General features: G+C 70.6%; 12 protein-coding genes. 9 read left to right on the top strand and 3 right to left on the bottom strand.

All coding sequences use genetic code 11. From position 1 onward, the window contains the following. Positions 1–106 precede the first annotated feature (106 nt). The 9 genes from ASE20_RS25285 (at position 107) to ASE20_RS12715 (ending at position 15,101) form a co-directional block, all read left to right on the top strand. Positions 107–1,720 carry a sugar ABC transporter ATP-binding protein gene (locus ASE20_RS25285; protein WP_225869105.1) on the top strand — a complete coding sequence of 538 codons (1,614 nt, stop codon included), beginning with the start codon at positions 107–109 and terminating at the stop codon, positions 1,718–1,720. Then, a complete protein-coding gene (locus ASE20_RS12750; RefSeq protein WP_225869104.1) occupies positions 1,713–2,804 on the top strand; it encodes an ABC transporter permease in 1,092 nt (363 codons plus the stop codon). The genes ASE20_RS25285 and ASE20_RS12750 overlap by 8 nt, the downstream gene beginning before the upstream one ends. After that, the gene (yjfF, locus tag ASE20_RS12745; RefSeq protein WP_056894905.1) at positions 2,801–3,811 is read left to right on the top strand and encodes a galactofuranose ABC transporter, permease protein YjfF; all 1,011 of its coding nucleotides are present in this window, start codon (positions 2,801–2,803) and stop codon (positions 3,809–3,811) included. The genes ASE20_RS12750 and yjfF overlap by 4 nt, the downstream gene beginning before the upstream one ends. 93 nt (positions 3,812–3,904) lie before the next feature. Next, on the top strand, positions 3,905–4,933 hold the full coding sequence (locus ASE20_RS12740; RefSeq protein WP_157538571.1) for a LacI family DNA-binding transcriptional regulator: 1,029 nt from the start codon (positions 3,905–3,907) through the stop codon (positions 4,931–4,933). Beyond that, positions 4,933–6,612: a ribulokinase gene (gene araB, locus ASE20_RS12735; protein ID WP_056894903.1), complete on the top strand. Its 1,680-nt coding sequence runs from the start codon at positions 4,933–4,935 to the stop codon at positions 6,610–6,612. The genes ASE20_RS12740 and araB overlap by 1 nt, the downstream gene beginning before the upstream one ends. After that, positions 6,609–7,286 carry an L-ribulose-5-phosphate 4-epimerase gene (locus tag ASE20_RS12730; protein WP_056894902.1) on the top strand — a complete coding sequence of 226 codons (678 nt, stop codon included), beginning with the start codon at positions 6,609–6,611 and terminating at the stop codon, positions 7,284–7,286. Before araB ends, ASE20_RS12730 begins: the two co-directional genes overlap by 4 nt. A 59-nt stretch (positions 7,287–7,345) precedes the next feature. After that, the gene (araA, locus tag ASE20_RS12725; RefSeq protein ID WP_056894901.1) at positions 7,346–8,869 is read left to right on the top strand and encodes an L-arabinose isomerase; all 1,524 of its coding nucleotides are present in this window, start codon (positions 7,346–7,348) and stop codon (positions 8,867–8,869) included. Positions 8,870–8,969: 100 nt separating this feature from the next. Further along, positions 8,970–10,460: a pyruvate kinase gene (gene pyk / locus ASE20_RS12720; RefSeq protein ID WP_082612348.1), complete on the top strand. Its 1,491-nt coding sequence runs from the start codon at positions 8,970–8,972 to the stop codon at positions 10,458–10,460. A gap of 240 nt (positions 10,461–10,700) precedes the next feature. Then, positions 10,701–15,101, top strand: coding sequence for a beta-L-arabinofuranosidase domain-containing protein (locus ASE20_RS12715; RefSeq protein WP_056894900.1), 4,401 nt, complete (start codon positions 10,701–10,703; stop codon positions 15,099–15,101). Between the two features lie 49 nt (positions 15,102–15,150). Here the strand turns inward: ASE20_RS12715 and ASE20_RS12710 are convergent, their stop codons facing one another. The 3 genes from ASE20_RS12710 to ASE20_RS12700 all read right to left on the bottom strand — a co-directional run bounded on the left by ASE20_RS12710 (position 15,151) and on the right by ASE20_RS12700 (position 18,353). Next, positions 15,151–15,519 carry a DUF779 domain-containing protein gene (locus ASE20_RS12710; RefSeq protein ID WP_056894899.1) on the bottom strand — a complete coding sequence of 123 codons (369 nt, stop codon included), beginning with the start codon at positions 15,517–15,519 and terminating at the stop codon, positions 15,151–15,153. Next, positions 15,519–17,042, bottom strand: coding sequence for an aldehyde dehydrogenase family protein (locus ASE20_RS12705; protein WP_056894898.1), 1,524 nt, complete (start codon positions 17,040–17,042; stop codon positions 15,519–15,521). Before ASE20_RS12705 ends, ASE20_RS12710 begins: the two co-directional genes overlap by 1 nt. 105 nt (positions 17,043–17,147) lie before the next feature. Next, entirely contained in the window at positions 17,148–18,353 is a 1,206-nt protein-coding gene (locus tag ASE20_RS12700) for a GAF domain-containing protein (RefSeq protein ID WP_056894897.1), read from the bottom strand. Between the last annotated feature and the right edge of the window lie 3 nt (positions 18,354–18,356).

Here is an 18,356-nt window from a genome sequence, read left to right as displayed (position 1 = left end):
GGTCCGTCGCCACCGCGACGGACCCGCCGGCTCGGGAATCCCAGCAACACAGCAACGAACAAGCCACAAGCTGACAACAGCTGCGACGAGCAGCGGGAGACAGACGATGACGACGATGCACGAGGAGCGACCGGTGACCACGACGACGCAGCCCACCGGCGGCGTACCGGCGGCGGAGACCCCCGAGCCGGTGATCGAGATGCGCGACATCTCCATCACCTTCGGCAGCGTGCGCGCCCTCGACGGCGTCTCGCTGCGGCTGCTGCCCGGCGAGGTGCACGCCCTGATGGGCGAGAACGGCGCCGGCAAGTCCACCCTGATCAAGGCACTCACCGGTGTCTACACGATCGACTCCGGCACGATCCTGGTCGGCGGCGAGGAGCACCAGTTCTCCACGCCGGCCGCGGCCCAGGCCGCCGGCATCAGCACGGTGTACCAGGAGGTCAACCTGGTCCCGAACCTCAGCGTCGCCGAGAACATGCTGCTCGGCCGCGAGCCCCGCTTCCTCGGGGGCATCAACGTCCGCGCGATGAACCGCAGGGCCCGCGCGACCCTCGAGCGCCTCGGCCTCGACGTCGACCCGCGCTCGATCCTCGGCGACCACCCGATCGCGATCCAGCAGCTGGTCGCCATCGCCCGCGCCGTCGACGTCGACGCCCGCGTCGTGATCCTCGACGAGCCCACCTCGAGCCTCGACGCCGACGAGGTGGAGAAGCTGTTCGAGGTGATGCGCCGGCTGCGCGACAACGGCGTGGCCATCGTCTTCGTCTCCCACTTCCTCGACCAGATCTACGAGATCGCCGACCGCATGACCATCCTGCGCAACGGCCGCCTGGTCGAGGAGCGCATGGTCGCCGACACCACCCAGCTCGAGCTCGTGCAGCTGATGATCGGCCGTGAGCTCGAGGTCCTCGACCGGCTCGACCGCGCGCAGACCCGCGTCCACGAGCGGAGCACGCCCGTCCTGCAGGCGGTCGGCCTGAGCCGCAAGGGCTCCCTCGAGGCCACCGACCTCTGCCTGTACGACGGCGAGGTGGTCGGCGTCGCCGGCCTCCTCGGCTCCGGACGGACCGAGCTGGCCCGCCTCCTCTTCGGCGCCGACACGGCGGACCACGGGTCGCTCGAGATCCGTTCGGCCAAGCGCCGCCTGCGCAGCCCCCGTCACGCGATCGACCGCAAGATCGCCTTCTCCAGCGAGGACCGCAAGGCGGAGGGCGTGATCGCCGACCTCAGCGTCGCCGACAACATGCTGCTCGCGCTGCAGGCCTCGCGCGGCTGGCTCCGCCCGATCCCGCAGGCGACACGCACCCAGCTGGTCGACGAGTACATCAAGGCCCTCGACATCCGGCCGGCCGACCCGAACGCGCTGATGCGCAACCTGTCCGGCGGCAACCAGCAGAAGGTGCTGCTCGCCCGCTGGCTGATCACCGAGCCCGAGCTGCTGATCCTCGACGAGCCCACCCGCGGCATCGACATCGGCGCCAAGGCGCAGATCCAGGCCAAGGTCGCCGAGCTGGCCCAGAAGGGCATGTCGGTCGTGTTCATCTCCGCCGAGCTCGAGGAGGTGCTCCGCCTCAGCGACCGCCTGGTGGTGATGCGCGACCGCCGCAAGATCGACGAACGCCCCAACGACGACGTCTCCGTGAGCGACGTCCTCGAGATCATCGCCGGCCAGAGCGCCGCGGGGGCCCGCACCGACGAGGAGTCCGCTCGTGACTGACACCCTGACGCCGCCTCCCGCGGCGCCCGCCCCCGAGCGGCCGGAGCCGACGCGCCCCGGCGTCGTGAGCCGCTTCGTCGGCAGCACCCTGCTCTGGCCGATCCTGGCGCTCCTCCTGCTGCTGGTCGTCAACGTGGTCGCGACGCCGAGCTTCCTCAACGTGCGGATCCAGGACGGCCACCTCTACGGCAACGTCATCGACATCGCCCGCAACAGTGCGCCGGTCCTGCTGGTCGCGCTCGGCATGACGCTGATCATCGCGACCCGCGGCATCGACCTCTCGGTCGGCGCCATCGCGGCCATCGCCGGCGCCGTGGCCTGCACCCGTCTCGTCGGCGCCGCCGACGAGGGTGCCGTCACGACGGCGATCATGGCCTGCACCTGGGCCCTTGCCGTCTGCGTGCTGCTCGGCCTGTGGAACGGCTTCCTCGTCTCCGTGCTGGGGATCCAGCCGATCATCGCGACACTCGTGCTGATGGTCGCCGGCCGCGGCCTCGCCATGCTGGTGACCGACGGCCAGATCACTACGGTCCACAACGAGACGTTCAGCGACCTGGCCACCGGTTACGTGCTCGGGCTCCCGATCGCGTCGTTGATCGCGGTCGGCATGGTCGTCGCGGCCGCGGTCCTCACCCGTCGTACGGCGCTCGGCATGCTGATCGAGGCCGTCGGCATCAACCCGGAGGCCAGTCGGCTGGCGGGTGTGCGCGCTCGCACGATCATCTGGACGGTCTACGTCTTCGGTGCCTTCTGTGCCGGCCTGGCCGGCCTGATCATCGCCGCCAACACCAACTCCGTGAACGCGAACAGCCTCGGCCTCTGGATCGAGCTCGACGCGATCCTCGCCGTGGTGATCGGGGGAACCGCCCTCACCGGCGGCAAGTTCTCCCTCGCCGGCACCCTCGTGGGCGCGCTCTTCATCACCACGCTGGCCCGGACCATCCCCAACGTCGGCATCCCGTCGGAGGCCAACTACCTGTTCAAGGCAGTGGTGGTCGTCGCGGTCTGCCTCCTCCAGTCGCCCCGGGCCCGTGCCGCCCTGCGGGTACGACGCCCCGCCGTCTCGAAGGGAAACCCGGTATGAGCGCCGCAGTCGCCACCGTCGGCACCACCTCGTTGTGGGACCGGATCCGCACCTACTCCCCGCCGCCGCGCTTCCTCCCGCTGATCGTCACGATCGCCCTGTTCGCCGGCATGTTCGGCGCGGGCAGCGTCCGCTACGAGAACTTCGGGGACCCCCAGGTCTTCCTGAGCCTGATGATCAACAACGCGCACCTGATCGTGCTCGCGGTCGGCATGACCTTCGTGATCCTCACCGGCGGCATCGACCTCTCGGTCGGCTCGGTCGTCGCGATGTCGACCATGATCCTGGCGAAGACGCTGCAGTCGGGCTGGTCCCTGCCGGCCGCGATCCTGGCGGTGCTGGTGATCGCCACGCTGCTCGGCACCGTGATGGGCCTGCTCATCCACTACTTCGACATCCAGCCGTTCATCGCCACCCTCGCGGGCCTCTTCCTCGCCCGCGGCGTCGCCTACCTGATCAGCATCGAGTCGATCCCGATCACCAACGAGACGTTCATGAAGTGGGCCTACGAGCCGCTGACGCTCTGGTCGACGTACTGGATCCGGTGGTCGGTCGTGGTCGCGCTGGTGACCGTGGCGGTCGCGGCGTACGTCCTGGCCTTCACCCGCTTCGGCCGCACGGTCTACGCCATCGGCGGCAACGAGTCCTCGGCGATGCTGATGGGCCTGCGCGTCGCCGTGGTCAAGGTCGGCGTGTACGCCGTCAGCGGGTTCTGTGCCGGTCTGGGCGGCCTGTTGTTCGCGCTCAACACACCGTCGGGCAACAGCCTGCACGCGGTCGGCATGGAGCTCGACGCGATCGCCGCGGCGGTCATCGGCGGCATCCTGCTCAGTGGCGGCCGGGGCTACGTCGTCGGCGCTCTCGTCGGCGTCCTGGTCCTCGGCGTGATCCAGACCTTCATCACCTTCGACGGCACCCTGACCTCCTGGTGGACCCGGATCGCCATCGGCGTCCTGCTCCTGGTCTTCGTGGTCATCCAGCGACTGATGACTCGGCGGCAACCGTGATCTCCCCCGCGAAGTTCTTCTCCTCCGCTTCGCTCCCCCGAACAACTTCGCGGGGGCCCCGAGATGAGTGAGGCACCCCGCAGGATCCCCGTGATGGCGGACGTCGCGCGTCTCGCCGGCGTCTCCCACCAGACCGTCTCGCGCGTGGTCAACGGCCAGACCAACCTCCGGCCGGAGACCCGTGAGCGGGTGCTGCGGGCGATCGACCAGCTCGGCTACCGGCCCAACACGGCCGCACGCAGCCTGGTCACCCGCAGGTCCGGGACGATCGGCGTGATCGGCTCCCGCAGCGGCTTCTGGGGCCCGAGCACCGTGCACCGCGCGATCCAGGCCGCCGGCCGGGACGCCGGCTACTTCGTCAGCTCGGTCAACGTGCAGATGCTCACCCGCGACGAGTACGTCGACGCGATCGACCACCTGCGTGACCAGCACGTCGAGGGCATCATCCTCATCGCCGCCAACGACGGCGCGGTCGACGCGGCCCGGGCCCACGCGGGCCGCGGCGTCCCCGTCGTCGTGGTGGAGGGCGACGAGGCCAAGGCGGAGTGGACGGTCGGTGTCGACCAGGTCGTCGGCGCCGAGATCGGGACCCGTCACCTGATCGAGCTCGGCCACGAGCGGATCCTGCACGTGTCCGGCCCGTCGGCGTGGGCCGAGGCCCGCGCCCGTCTGGCGGGCTACCGCAACGCGATGTACGCCGCCGGACTGCCGCCGCTGCTGCAGGTCGAGGGCGACTGGTCGGCCCGGAGCGGCTTCGAGGCCGGTCGCCAGATCGCCGAGCGGGACGACGTGACCGCGGTCTTCTGCGCCAACGACCAGATGGCGCTGGGACTGCTCCGGTCGCTCACCGAGGCGGGCCGTTCGGTCCCGCACGACATCAGCGTCGTCGGCTTCGACGACATCCCCGAGGCGGCGTACCTCATCCCGCCCCTCACCACGGTGCGCCAGGACTTCGACGCGGTCGGACGACGTGCGATCCAGATCCTGCGGTCGGCCCTGACCGACGAGCCCGCTCCCGAGCGGCTGATCGAGCCGGAGCTGGTCGTACGCGCCAGTACCGGTTCTCCCCGAGCACGAGACCAACGAGACGAACAAGACGAACGAGAAGGAGCGCGAGCCTGATGAGCGCGGGCCAGGAGCAGTACACGATCGGCGTCGACTACGGGACCCTCTCGGGTCGCGCGGTCGTGGTCCGGGTGTCCGACGGAGCGGAGCTCGGATCGGCGGTGCACGCCTACGAGCACGCCGTCGTCGACGACACCCTGCCCGGCACGGGCGAGGCACTGCCGCCGGAATGGGCGCTGCAGGTGCCCGAGGACTACCGCCAGGTGCTCCGGATCGCCGTACCTGCGGCGATCTCGGCCGCGAGCATCGATCCCGCGCAGGTCATCGGCATCGCCACCGACTTCACCGCGTGCACGATGGTCCCGACCCTCGAGGACGGAACGCCGCTCTGCGAGCTCCCCGAGCTCGCCGGCCGCCCGCACGCCTTCGTGAAGCTGTGGAAGCACCACGCGGCGCAGCCGCACGCCGACCGGATCAACCAGCTCGCGGCCGAGCGCCGCGAGGACTGGCTGCCCCGGTACGGCGGCCTCATCTCCTCGGAGTGGGAGTTCGCGAAGGGCCTCCAGCTGTTCGAGGAGGACCGTGAGGTCTACGACCGCATGCGGCACTGGGTCGAGGCCGCGGACTGGATCGTCTGGCAGCTGTGCGGCAGCTACGTCCGCAACGCCTGCTCCGCCGGCTACAAGGGGATCCTGCAGGACGGCGCCTACCCGTCGACCGACTTCCTCGAGGCCCTCGCGCCCGGCTTCGGCGGCTTCGTGGCCGACAAGCTGGAGCACCCGATCGGCGAGCTCGGCGCGATCGCCGGCCGGCTCACCGCCGAGGCCGCCGCCTGGACCGGCCTGCCCGAGGGCATCGCCGTCGCGGTCGGCAACGTCGACGCGCACGTCACTGCCCCGGCCGCGCAGGCCGTCGACCCCGGCCAGATGGTCGCGATCATGGGCACGTCCACCTGCCACGTGATGAGCGCCGACGTGCTCCGCGAGGTCCCCGGCATGTGCGGCGTCGTCGACGGCGGCATCATCGCCGGTCGCTGGGGCTACGAGGCCGGGCAGAGCGGTGTCGGCGACATCTTCGGCTGGTTCGTCGACAACGCTGTCCCGGCGTCGTACGCCGAGAGCGCCGCAGCTGCGGGGGAATCGGTGCACGAGCACCTCACCCGGCTGGCGTCGCAGCAGGCGATCGGCGAGCACGGCCTGGTCGCGCTCGACTGGCACAGCGGCAACCGCTCGGTGCTGGTCGACCACGAGCTCTCGGGCCTCGTGGTGGGCCTGACCCTCGCCACCAGGCCGGAGGACGTCTACCGCGCGCTGCTCGAGGCGACCGCCTTCGGCACCCGCGTCATCGTCGAGACCTTCCGCGACAGCGGCGTCCCCGTCGAGGAGTTCGTGGTCGCGGGCGGCCTGCAGAAGAACGCGCTGCTGATGCAGATCTACTCCGACGTGACCCGGCTGCCGCTGTCGATCATCGACTCCGACCAGGGCCCTGCGCTGGGCTCGGCGATCCACGCCGCCGTCGCGGCCGGTGCCTATCCCGACGTACCCACGGCGGCGAAGGCGATGGGCAAGGTCCGCAAGGCCGTCTACGTCCCCGACGAGACGCGCGCGCAGGCCTACGACCGGCTGTTCGTGGAGTACCGCGACCTGCACGACCACTTCGGCCGCGGCGTCACTGCCATGCGGCGGCTCAAGGCGATCCGGCGCGAGGCCGTCGCGGGCAAGGAGAACGACCGATGAGCGTCGTCGCCGACGTCGACCAGACCATCCGCCGGGTCCGGCGCGAGGTGGCGGCCCTGCACGCCGAGCTGCCGAAGTACGGCCTCGTCGTCTGGACCGCCGGCAACGTGTCCGCGCGCGTGCCCGGGCAGGACCTGCTGGTCATCAAGCCGAGCGGGGTGTCGTACGACGACCTGACCCCCGAGAACATGGTGGTCTGCGACCTCGACGGCCGCGTCGTGGAGGGCGAGCACGCGCCGTCGTCCGACACCGAGGCCCAGGCCTACGTCTACCGCCACCTGCCGGAGGTCGGCGGCGTGGTGCACACGCACTCGCCGTACGCCGTGGCCTGGGCAGCGCGCGGCGAGGCGATCCCGTGCGTGACCACGATGTGCGCCGACGAGTTCGGCGGGGAGATCCCGGTCGGACCGTTCGCGATCATCGGCGACGACTCGATCGGCCGCGGCATCGTCGAGACCCTCGGCGAGAGCCGCTCGCCCGCCGTGCTGATGCAGAACCACGGCGTCTTCACCGTCGGCCCGACCGCCAAGGCGGCGGTCAAGGCGGCCGTCATGTGCGAGGACGTCGCCCGATCCGTGCACCTCTCGCGCCAGCTCGGCCAGCCGATCCCGATCGCGCAGCCCAGCGTGGACGCGCTCTACGACCGCTACCAGAACGTCTACGGCCAGCGCTGACGCCGGCCGGCCAACACCACCATGACGCCCTCGGGGGCGCCTGAACCAAGGAGCACCACGTGACCACCAACGCCAGCACTGCCTCCGCCACCGAGCAGGAGGTCTGGTTCCTCACCGGCAGCCAGTCCCTGTACGGGCCGGAGACCCTGCAGCAGGTTGCCGACCAGTCGCGCGCCATCGCCGACCGGCTCGCCGAGCTGTCCGACCTGCCGGTGAGCGTGGTGTGGAAGCCGGTCCTGCTCGACGCGGGCGCGATCCACCGCCAGGTGCTCGAGGCCAACCTCGACCCGAGCTGTGTCGGCCTGATCGCGTGGATGCACACGTTCTCACCGGCGAAGATGTGGATCGCCGGGCTCGACGCCCTGCAGAAGCCGCTGCTCCACCTGCACACGCAGGCCGGCGTCGCGCTGCCGTGGTCCACCATCGACATGGACTTCATGAACCTCAACCAGGCCGCCCACGGCGACCGGGAGTTCGGCTACATCCAGTCCCGGCTCGGCGTCCCCCGCAAGACCGTCGCCGGCCACGTCGAGAACCCGGTCGTGCGGCGACGGATCGAGGAGTGGGCCCGTGCCGCCCGCGGCCGCGCCGAGCTGCGCCAGCTCAAGCTCGCCCGCTTCGGCGACAACATGCGCGACGTCGCGGTGACCGAGGGTGACAAGGTCGAGGCGCAGCTGCGCTTCGGCGTCTCCGTCAACACCTACGGCGTCAACGACCTCGTCGCGGTCGTCGACCAGGTGGCCGACGCCGACATCGACAAGCTGGTCGCGGAGTACGCCGACCTCTACGCCATCGCGCCCGAGCTGCTCCCGGGCGGCGAGCGCCACGAGTCGCTCCGCTACGGCGCGCGGATCGAGGCCGGCCTGCGGACCTTCCTCGAGGAGGGCGCCTTCGGTGCGTTCACCACGAACTTCGAGGACCTCGGCGGGCTCCGGCAGCTGCCGGGTCTCGCCGTGCAGCGGCTGATGGCCGACGGCTACGGCTTCGGCGGCGAGGGCGACTGGAAGACGTCGGTCCTGCTGCGGGCCACCAAGGTGATGGCCGAGGGCCTGCCGGGCGGCACGTCCTTCATGGAGGACTACACGTACCACCTGGTTCCCGGCGAGGAGAAGATCCTCGGCGCCCACATGCTCGAGGTCTGCCCGACGCTCACCGAGGACCGGGCGTCGCTCGAGATCCACCCGCTGTCGATCGGGGGCCGCGAGGACCCGGTCCGCCTCCGGTTCACCGCCGACCCCGGCACCGCCGTCGTCGCGGGCCTCTCGGACCTGGGCGGGCGGTTCCGGCTGACCGTCAACGAGATCGACGTCGTCGAGCCCGACGAGGCCCTGCCGCAGCTGCCCGTCGCCTGCGCCGTCTGGGAGCCGCGGCCCTCGCTGGCGACCTCCGCGGAGGCCTGGCTGATGGCCGGCGCCCCGCACCACACGGTGCTGTCGAAGGCGGTCGGCATCGAGGTGCTCGCCGACTTCGCCGAGATGAACGGCGTGGAGATCGCGGTCATCGACGCGGACACGACGCCGCGCGGGTTCCAGCGCGAGCTGCGCTGGAGCGCGGCCTACCACCGCCTCGCCGAGGGCATCTGATCGGTCATTGGATCGATCCAATAGACTCACCGGGGGTCGCTCAGCCCGCCAGCCGGCGGCCCCCGGTGTATCCACCCCTTCCCCTCCAGGAGCCCCTGCCATGACCGGCCTGCTCGACCGCCCCGACCCCGTCATCGACCAGGCCGCCGGTGCTGCGCTGCCGCGTGGGCGCCGCGCGAAGATCGTGTGCACGCTCGGTCCCGCCACGGCCTCCGAGCGCCGGATCCGCGCCCTGGTCGACGCCGGCATGGATGTCGCCCGGCTCAACATGAGCCACGGCACCCACGCCGACCACTCCGAGGTCTACCGCCGCGTCCGGGAGGCGTCCGAGGCCACCGGTCACGCGGTCGCCGTGCTCGCGGACCTGCAGGGCCCGAAGATCCGGCTGCGCCGGTTCTCCTCGCCGGCCGTGCTGCGCCGCGGCCAGCGGTGGACGATCACCACCCGCGAGGTCGACGGCAACGGCGAGATCTGTGCGACGTCGTACGCCGGCCTGCCGGGCGACGTGCGTCCGGGCGACCCGATCCTGATCGACGACGGCAAGGTCCGCCTCCGTGTGGTCGAGGTCAGCGAGACCGACGTGGTGACGGAGGTGCTGGTCGGTGGCCCGGTGAGCGATCACAAGGGCATCAACCTCCCGGGCGTCGCGGTCTCCGTGCCGGCGCTGTCCGAGAAGGACGCCGAGGACCTGCGCTTCGCCCTGCACCTGGGCGCCGACGTGATCGCTCTCAGCTTCGTCCGCAACGCCTCGGACGCCGCCGACGTGCGCGCGATCATGGCCGAGGAGGGCATCGAGGTCCCGGTCATCGCCAAGATCGAGAAGCCCCAGGCGGTGGAGAACCTCGATGACATCGTGCGCGCCTTCGACGGTGTGATGGTGGCGCGCGGAGACCTCGGGGTCGAGTGCCCGCTCGAGGAGGTCCCCTTCCTGCAGAAGCAGATCATCGTCGCGGCCCGCCGCAACGCTCGCCCGGTGATCGTGGCGACCCAGATGCTGGAGTCGATGATCACCAGCCCCGCACCCACCCGTGCGGAGACCAGCGACGTCGCCAACGCCGTCCTCGACGGCGCCGACGCGGTGATGCTCTCCGGCGAGACCAGTGTGGGTGCCCACCCCATCACCACGGTCGAGACGATGGCGCGGATCGTCGCGGCCACCGAGCGCAGCGCGCTGGACGAGCAGCACTTCGGCCGCTTCGACCGCATCGAGTTCGACCCGCACACCCGCGGCGGCGTGATCACGAAGGCTGCCGAGGAGGTCGCCGAGCGCATGGGTGCCGCCTACGTCGTCGCGTTCACCCAGTCCGGTGACTCGGCTCGCCGGGTCGCCCGCCTGCGCAGCCGGATCCCGGTGCTGGCGTTCACGCCCGACCTGAAGGTCCGCTCCCAGCTCGCGCTGAGCTGGGGTGTCGAGACCTTCCTGACCGCCCCGCCGGTCGACACCGACCACATGGTCGCCCAGGTGGACGAGGAGCTGCTGCGCAGCGGCCGGGTGCGTGAGGGCGACCTCGTGGTCATCGTCGCCGGCAGCCCGCTGGGCGTCCCCGGCTCCACGAACGCGCTCTGGATCCACCGCATCGGTCAGCGCTGAGTCCGGCCGGCGTGTCCGGACGGCACGATGAAGCCGCGATCGGCCGGCTGCTCCTTGGTGACGGCGTCGACCTCCCGGCTTCTGCGTGAAGGACGACGGCTTTCGCTCGCGGTGAGCGTTCACATTCCGCCATCGCCCTCTTCTGGGCCAATTCTCAGCGGCTTCCGTACAACCTCTTGACGGGGAATGTTAGCGCTAACAATACTGTGACGGCCATCACCCCCGAGCAGTGGAGTGCCCATGTCCTCGACCGTCCCGGCCCTGCGTCGCCTGCCCGGCGCTGCCGTCGCCCTCCTCGTGCTGACCGCGGTGTTCGCGCTCCCGGCGCCGGCCGCGCGCGCCGCGACCGTGCTCGACGACCCGGCGCTGCTGCTGGCCTTCGAGGACAACCTTGCCGACACCAGCGGTGCCCAGCAGCCCGTGAGCGCTCACAAGGTCGGCGCGGGGGACCCGTCGTACTCCTTCGTCGACGGCGTCACCAGCGGCTCCAGGGCGCTGCAGCTGACCAGTGGCACCTACCTCGACCTCGGGTCGGACGTGGCGCTGCAGCCGGCCGCGCTGACGCTGTCCTTCTGGCTGAAGCCGTCGACGGCGATGTCCGGCGAGCAGGTGATCACCTGGAACAAGCAGGCCTACAACTCCGACGGGTGGTACCTCTCCTCCGAGAGCAACACCTCCCCGCTCGCGCTGTCCGTCGGCCCCAGCTCCTCCCAGCCCTACAAGCTGCGCGTCGCGTCGACCGACCGGGCGGCCTTCTTCCCGGCCGGCCAGTGGACGCACGTCGTGGTGTCCTACGACAGTGCGACCAGGACCGCCCGGTTCTACCGCAACGGCGTCAAGATCGCCTCCCAGGTCGCCTCGGCGGCCGGAGGTACGTCGACCGGTGTCATCACCGGCAGCGCGTCGCTCCCGAAGACGATCGGCTTCAACGGGCCGCAGTACAACGGCGCCTTCCTGACCAGCGCGCTCGACCAGTACGGCCTGTACGCCGGCGTCGCCTCGACCGACGACGTCGTCACCCTCTACGAGCAGGGCGGCGGCAGCCTCGACAAGTCCGCGCTGGCGCAGGCCGCGGCCGACGACATCAACGTGCCCGCGACCGCCAGTGTCGGCCTGGCGCTCCCGACCGAGGGCGCCAACGGCGCGAGCATCGGCTGGGAGTCCAGCGACCCCGACGTGATCAGCCCATCCGGTGAGGTCACCCAGCCCGACTCCGGTGCCGACGACGCCGAGGTGACGCTGACCGCGACGATCCGCTTCGCGGACGGTGCGCCGGTCACCCGCACCTTCACGGTGACGGTGCCCGCGCCCCGCGAGGTGCTCGAGGACAGTGGCGTGGTCGACGTCCGCGTGGACGACGCCTACCTCGACAACGCGGCGGCCAAGGAGCAGGAGTACCTCACCAGCCTGGACTCCGGGAAGTTCCTGTACTGGTTCTACAGGACGGCCGGCCTGACGCCGCCGACCGCCAGCGGGTACGGCGGCTGGGAGGACGGCAGCGTGGGTGGCAACTTCCGCGGGCACGCCTTCGGCCACTACATGTCCGCCCTCGCGATGTCGTGGGCCAGCACCACCGACGCCGACACCAAGGTGGCGCTGCGGGCCGAGATCGACCAGGCCGTCGCAGGCCTCGGCGACGTCCAGGCGTCGTACGCCGGGACGGCGAAGGCGGGCTACATCGGACCCTTCCGCCCCACCGCGCTGGACGCGGTCGAGGGTCGCGGCACGTCGGACGACGCCGTGATCGTGCCGTACTACAACCTGCACAAGGTGCTGGCCGGCCTGCTCGACATCGACAAGTACGTCGGTGGTGCGACAGGTGACCAGGCGCTCCAGGTCGCGGAGGCCTTCGGCGAGTACCTCTACGGCCGGGTGTCCACACTGAGCGACACGACGGTGATGCTGCGCACCGAGTACGGCGGCATGAACGACGCGCTCTACGAGCTCTACGCCCGCAGCGGTGGCAACGCTCACTTCAAGAAGGCAGCGGAGGCCTTCGACGAGGTCAGCCTGTTCCGCCAGCTCGCCAACGGCGAGGACCCGCTCTCGGGCAAGCACGCCAACACCACGATCCCGAAGCTGATCGGTGCCCTGCGCCGGTACACGGTCCTCACGCAGCACCCCGACCTCTACGCGCAGCTCACGGAGCAGGAGAAGGCGGACCTGCCGATGTACCTGCAGGCTGCCCAGAACTTCTGGCAGGTCGTGGTCGACGACCACACCTACGCCACCGGCTCGAACAGCCAGGCCGAGCACTTCCACGACCCGGAGTCGCTCTACGAGTTCGCCACGCAGAAGGGCTCGACGGGCAACGCGGAGACCAGCGAGACCTGCAACGAGTACAACATGCTCAAGCTGTCGCGCGAGCTGTTCAAGCTGAGCCAGGACGTGAAGTACGCCGACTACTACGAGAACACCTTCCTCAACCACATCGTGTCCTCGCAGAACCCGGACACGGGCATGACGACGTACTTCCAGGCGATGGCGCCGGGCTACTACAAGCTCTACTCGCTGCCCTACACGCTGTTCTGGTGCTGCACCGGCACGGGCATGGAGAACTTCTCCAAGCTCGGTGACTCGATCTACTTCATGGGCGCGGGCAGCGTCTGGGTCAACATGTTCTTCAGCTCGCGCTTCACGGACGACGAGACGAATCTCGCGGTCACCCAGGAGGCTGAGCTGCCGACGAGCGACACGGTCACCTTCCGGATCGCCGCCGCCGACGGGGGAGTGGTCGCGCCGGATGCCGAGCTCCGGCTGCGCGTGCCCGACTGGGTCGACGGTGCGCCCGCGCTGACGATCAACGGCACGTCGAGCGAGCCCACGGTCGACCACGGGTACGTCGTGCTGACCGGCCTCGCCGCGGGCGACGTCATCACCTACCGGCTGCCGATGAAGGTCCAGGTCATCGAGACGCCCGACAACGCGGACTTCTTCGCCTTCAAGTACGGCCCGACCGTGCTCAGCGCCGGCCTCGGGACGAAGGACCTCGACAAGTACAACCCGGTCGGCATCCTCGTCCGTGTGCCGGCCCTCGACACCGAGGCCCAGCAGATCATCACCGTCGACGCGGACTCGGTCGCGGCCTGGAAGGCCGACATCGCGCAGAACCTGGTGCGCGTCGCCGACTCGGCCGACGGCCAGGTCCGGTTCGAGCTCCGCAACACCGTCGACGGTGGCGACCTGGTCTTCACGCCGCACTACCGGCGCCACGGTGAGCGCTATGGCCTCTACTTCAGCTACGAGACCAGGGACTCGGCTGCCGCCCAGCAGCGGATCCTCGACGCCAAGAAGCTGCTGCGTGAGGACGAGGTCGTCATCGACAGCCTCGACAGCTTCGACAACAACAACTTCGAGAACGCCAAGAACCTCAAGGCGTCGTCGACGTCGTCGGTCGGAACGTTCAACGGCCGGCAGTTCCGGCACGCCCCGGGCCCGGACGGCTGGTTCAGCTACGACCTCGTCGTCGACCCGTCCCAGCCGCGGAACTACCTGCGTGCGCGGTACTACTCGGGAGACGCCGGGCGCTCGTTCGACGTCTACCTCAACGACGTGAAGCTCAAGACGCAGGCCATCACGACGGCTGCGGGCACCAACGTGTTCTACCTGCAGAGCGACGAGATCCCGCGCGCCCACCTCGACGACCCGCGCTGGAAGGTCGACAGCAGCGGCAACCCCGTGCTCGACGGGCAGGGCGACAAGATCCCGGTCGTGACGGTGCGCTTCCAGTCGACGGGCGGGTACGCCGGCGGGGTGTTCGGGGTGGCCACCACGGGCCCGCAGGAGTACGACGACGACGCCCGCCTCTCCGCGCTGTCGGCCGACACCGGTGAGCTCGCCCCGGCCTTCGACCCCGACGTCGCGGACTACACCCTGACCGTCGCGCCGGGGACGACCGAGGTCGGCCTCGACCTCGACCCGCGGGTGCCGAGCGGGCTGGTGAAGGTCGACGGCGTGCTGGTCGACGACACCGTCGCGCGGGTCGTGGACCTCGACGCCGACGGGGACACCACCGTCCAGGTCACGTCGTTCGCGCAGGACCACACGACCTCGAGGGGCTACACCGTCCACGTCGTCGAGGGTGACGGACCGGCACCGGTCGCGACCGTGAAGCCCGCCGTCACGGGGGTTCCCCAGCTGGGCCGCACGTTGCAGGCCAGCACCGGCACCTGGGACGTGGCGGGTGTGACGCTGTCACGGCAGTGGCTGGCGAACGGCTCGCCGATTGCCGGAGCCACCGGGGCGTCGTACCAGCTGCGGAAGGGTGATGTCGGCAAGCGGATCTCGGTGCGTGTGAGCGCAACCATCGACGGCCGCAAGCCGGGCAGCGCGGACAGCACACCCACCGCGGCGGTACGACGCGGGAGCTCGCAGCTGACCGTCAGGACGTCGCGCGCGGTCGTGGCCAAGCGAGGCTCCGTGGTCGTCGCGGCCCGGGTGTCCGCGACCGGCGTGGTCGCGACCGGCCGGGTCGCCGTCCTCGACAACGGCCGGCTGGTCGCGCGCCCCATCCTGGTCAACGGGGTCGCGAAGGTGACCCTGCGGCTGGCGCGGGCCGGGCGCCACACGATCGTCGTGTCCTACGCGGGCACGTCGTGGCTGGCACCGAGCCGCGGCACCGCGGTGGTCCGGGTGCGCTGAACCGCCCACCGGGTGAGGTCGCGCACCAGGAGCGCGACCTCACGGGCGATCACGACGAGGCCCCGGCGTACTCCTCGTCGGTCAGCAGCCGCGACCGGATGAGGAAGCGAACACCGTGCGGCGCCTCCAGGGAGAAGCCGGCGCCGCGGCCCGGGACGACGTCGATGGTGAGGTGCGTGTGCGACCAGTACTCGAACTGCGCCTTCGACATCCACACCGGAACCGCGCGGTCCAGGCCGACGTCGAGGTCGCCGAGGTGGACGTCGGCACCGCCCAGCAGGAACTCGCCGTCCGGGTAGCACATCGGCGCCGAACCGTCGCAGCAGCCGCCGGACTGGTGGAACATCAGCGGGCCGTGCGCCTCGGTGAGGCTGCGGAGCAGCTCCGCAGCCTCACCGGTGACCGCCACACGATCCATCAGAAGAAGCCGAGCGCGTCCGGGCTGTAGGACACGAGCAGGTTCTTGGTCTGCTGGTAGTGGTCGAGCATCATCTTGTGGTTCTCACGGCCGATGCCGGACTGCTTGTAGCCGCCGAACGCCGCCCCGGCGGGGTAGAGGTGGTAGCAGTTGGTCCAGACCCGGCCGGCCTGGATCTCGCGGCCGGCGCGGTAGGCCTGGGCGCCGTCGCGGGTCCACACGCCGGCACCGAGGCCGTAGAGCGTGTCGTTGGCGACCTTGAGCGCGTCGGCCTCCTCGTCGAAGCCGGTAAGCGAGACGACTGGGCCGAAGATCTCCTCCTGGAAGATCCGCATCGAGTTGTCGCCCTCGAACACCGTGGGGGTCACGTAGTAGCCCTCGGCGAGGTCGCCGTCGAGGATCGCGCGCTCACCGCCGGTGAGCAGCTTGGCGCCCTCCTCCTTGCCGATCTCGATGTACGACAGGATCTTCTCGAGCTGGTCGTTGGAGGCCTGCGCGCCGATCATCGTGGTGTCGTCGAGCGGGTTGCCCTGCTTGACCTGCTCGACACGCTTCACGGCGTCGTGGACGAAGTCGGAGTAGATGCTGCGCTGCACGAGGGCGCGCGAGGGGCAGGTGCAGACCTCGCCCTGGTTGAGCGCGAACATCGTGAAGCCCTCGAGTGCCTTGTCGTAGAACGCGTCGCGCTCGTCGGCGACCGACTCGAAGAAGATGTTGGGGCTCTTGCCGCCGAGCTCGAGGGTCACCGGGATGATGTTCTGGCTGGCGTACTGCATGATCAGCCGGCCGGTCGTGGTCTCGCCGGTGAAGGCGACCTTCGCGACGCGGGACGACGACGCGAGCGGCTTGCCGGCCTCGACGCCGAAGCCGTTGACCACGTTGACGACACCGGCCGGGAGCAGGTCGCCGATCAGCTCCATCAGCTTGAGGATGGACCACGGGGTCTGCTCGGCGGGCTTGAGGACGACTGCGTTGCCGGCGGCCAGCGCCGGGGCGAGCTTCCAGACTGCCATCAGGATCGGGAAGTTCCACGGGATGATCTGGCCGACGACGCCCAGCGGCTCGTGGAAGTGGTAGGCCACCGTGGTCTCGTCGAGCTCGCCCGCCGAGCCCTCCTGCGCCCGCAGCACGCCGGCGAAGTAGCGGAAGTGGTCGACGGCGAGAGGGATGTCGGCGGCGAGGGTCTCGCGGACCGGCTTGCCGTTCTCCCAGGTCTCGGCGACGGCGATCTCGGTGAGGTGCGCCTCCATCACGTCGGCGATCTTGTTCAGGATGTTGGCGCGAACAGTGGCCGACGCCTTCCCCCAGGCGGGGGCGGCGGCGTGTGCGGCGTCGAGCGCGGCCTCGATGTCCTCCTCGGTGCCGCGGCCGACCTCGGTGAACGGCTTGCCGTTGACCGGCGAGATGTTCTCGAAGTACCCGCCCTTGATCGGGTCGACCCACTGACCGCCGATGTAGTGGCCGTAGCGGCTCGCGACGGTGACGAGGGAGTCGGGCTGTCCGGGTGCTGCGTAGACGGTCATGGGATGCTCCAGGTGTCGGTGGATCCGTCCGTGTGACGGCGATCACGACGCTAGGAGTCGCAACGTTGCAGGTTCGTTGCCCCGCAGGTCGAGAAGACCTGACGGCTACATCAACTCCCTGTCCAGGCGGGCGATCTGGCCCTCGACGAGGGCGCGCATCGGCGAGGTGGCCGGGACGGTCGCCCGCTGGGCCAGCCACATGTCGTAGTCGTCGCGGCCCCACCCGGAGCGGGTCCACGCCGACATCAGCTCGGGCGCGCGGGAGCGCAGCAGGGCCTGGCGCAGGGACGCCGCCAAACCCTCCCGGAGCCGTACGACGCCGGGCGCCGTCGAGCGGGGCAGGACCGGGCCGCCGTACCCCTGCATGGCGGCGTGGAGGTCGCCCGCGGCCAGCTGCGCCTCGACGGCGAGCCAGTCGCCGGTGACGGGCGCGGTCAACCGGTACGGGCGCGAGGCGAGCAGCTCGTCGCCCAGCAACCCCCGCAGGCGGTTGAGCTCGGCGCGCAGCGTGGACGTGCCGCCGTCCTCCTCGTAGAGCAGCACGGCCAGCTCGTCGCCGGTGAGGCCGGCGGGGGAGGCGGCCAGCAGCGCGACGATCTCGCTGTGGCGCCGGGTCAGTCGCAGCCGGGTGAGCTTGCCGCGGCCGTCGTCGACGGTCACCAGCGCCTCGTTGTGGCCGAGCAGCTCGAGCAGGAGGCGCAAACCGGTGGGGCGGTCCGCCACGGGCGGACGTGGCAGGTGACGGGCCAGCTCGGCCTCCGCGAGGCGCGCGGCCGCTCGTACCATCGCCATGGTCTGCGGCACCACGATCTCGTCGCCACCGGTGACGTCGAGGACGCCGAGCACCTGGCTGGTGCTGGGGTCGTGGATGGGCGTCGCGGCACAGCTCCACGGCCGGACGGAGGAGCGGAAGTGCTCGTCGCGGGTGATGAACGCGTCGCGGCCGGTGGCCAGGGCGAGGCCGGGGGCATTGGTGCCGGCGAGGCGCTCGTCCCAGTTGCTGCCCTCGACGAAGCCGATCCGCTCGGCCCGGCGCAGGTTCTCGGTGTCGCCGCAGACCCACAGCAGCGTGCCCTCGGCGTCCGCGAGCGCCATGACCGCGCCGCAGTCGCGGACCTCCCGGCCGAGCACGTCGTCGAGCAGCGGGAACACCCGCGCCAGCGGATGGGCCTCGCGCTGCCCGGCCAGGTCCGGCGCGTCGAGCGTCACCGGCGCCTCGCGCTGGCCGACATCGACGCCCGCGGCCGCCGAACGCTCCCAGGAGGCAGCGATCTCCGCCCGCATGCGGTGCAGCGCGGGCTCCTGCGTCATGAG

This window comes from Nocardioides sp. Root240 (assembly GCF_001428825.1).
GTDB lineage: Bacteria > Actinomycetota > Actinomycetes > Propionibacteriales > Nocardioidaceae > Nocardioides.
The sequence above is the reverse complement of the archived record's forward strand: the minus strand, read 5'-3'. Positions and strand labels throughout refer to the sequence as shown.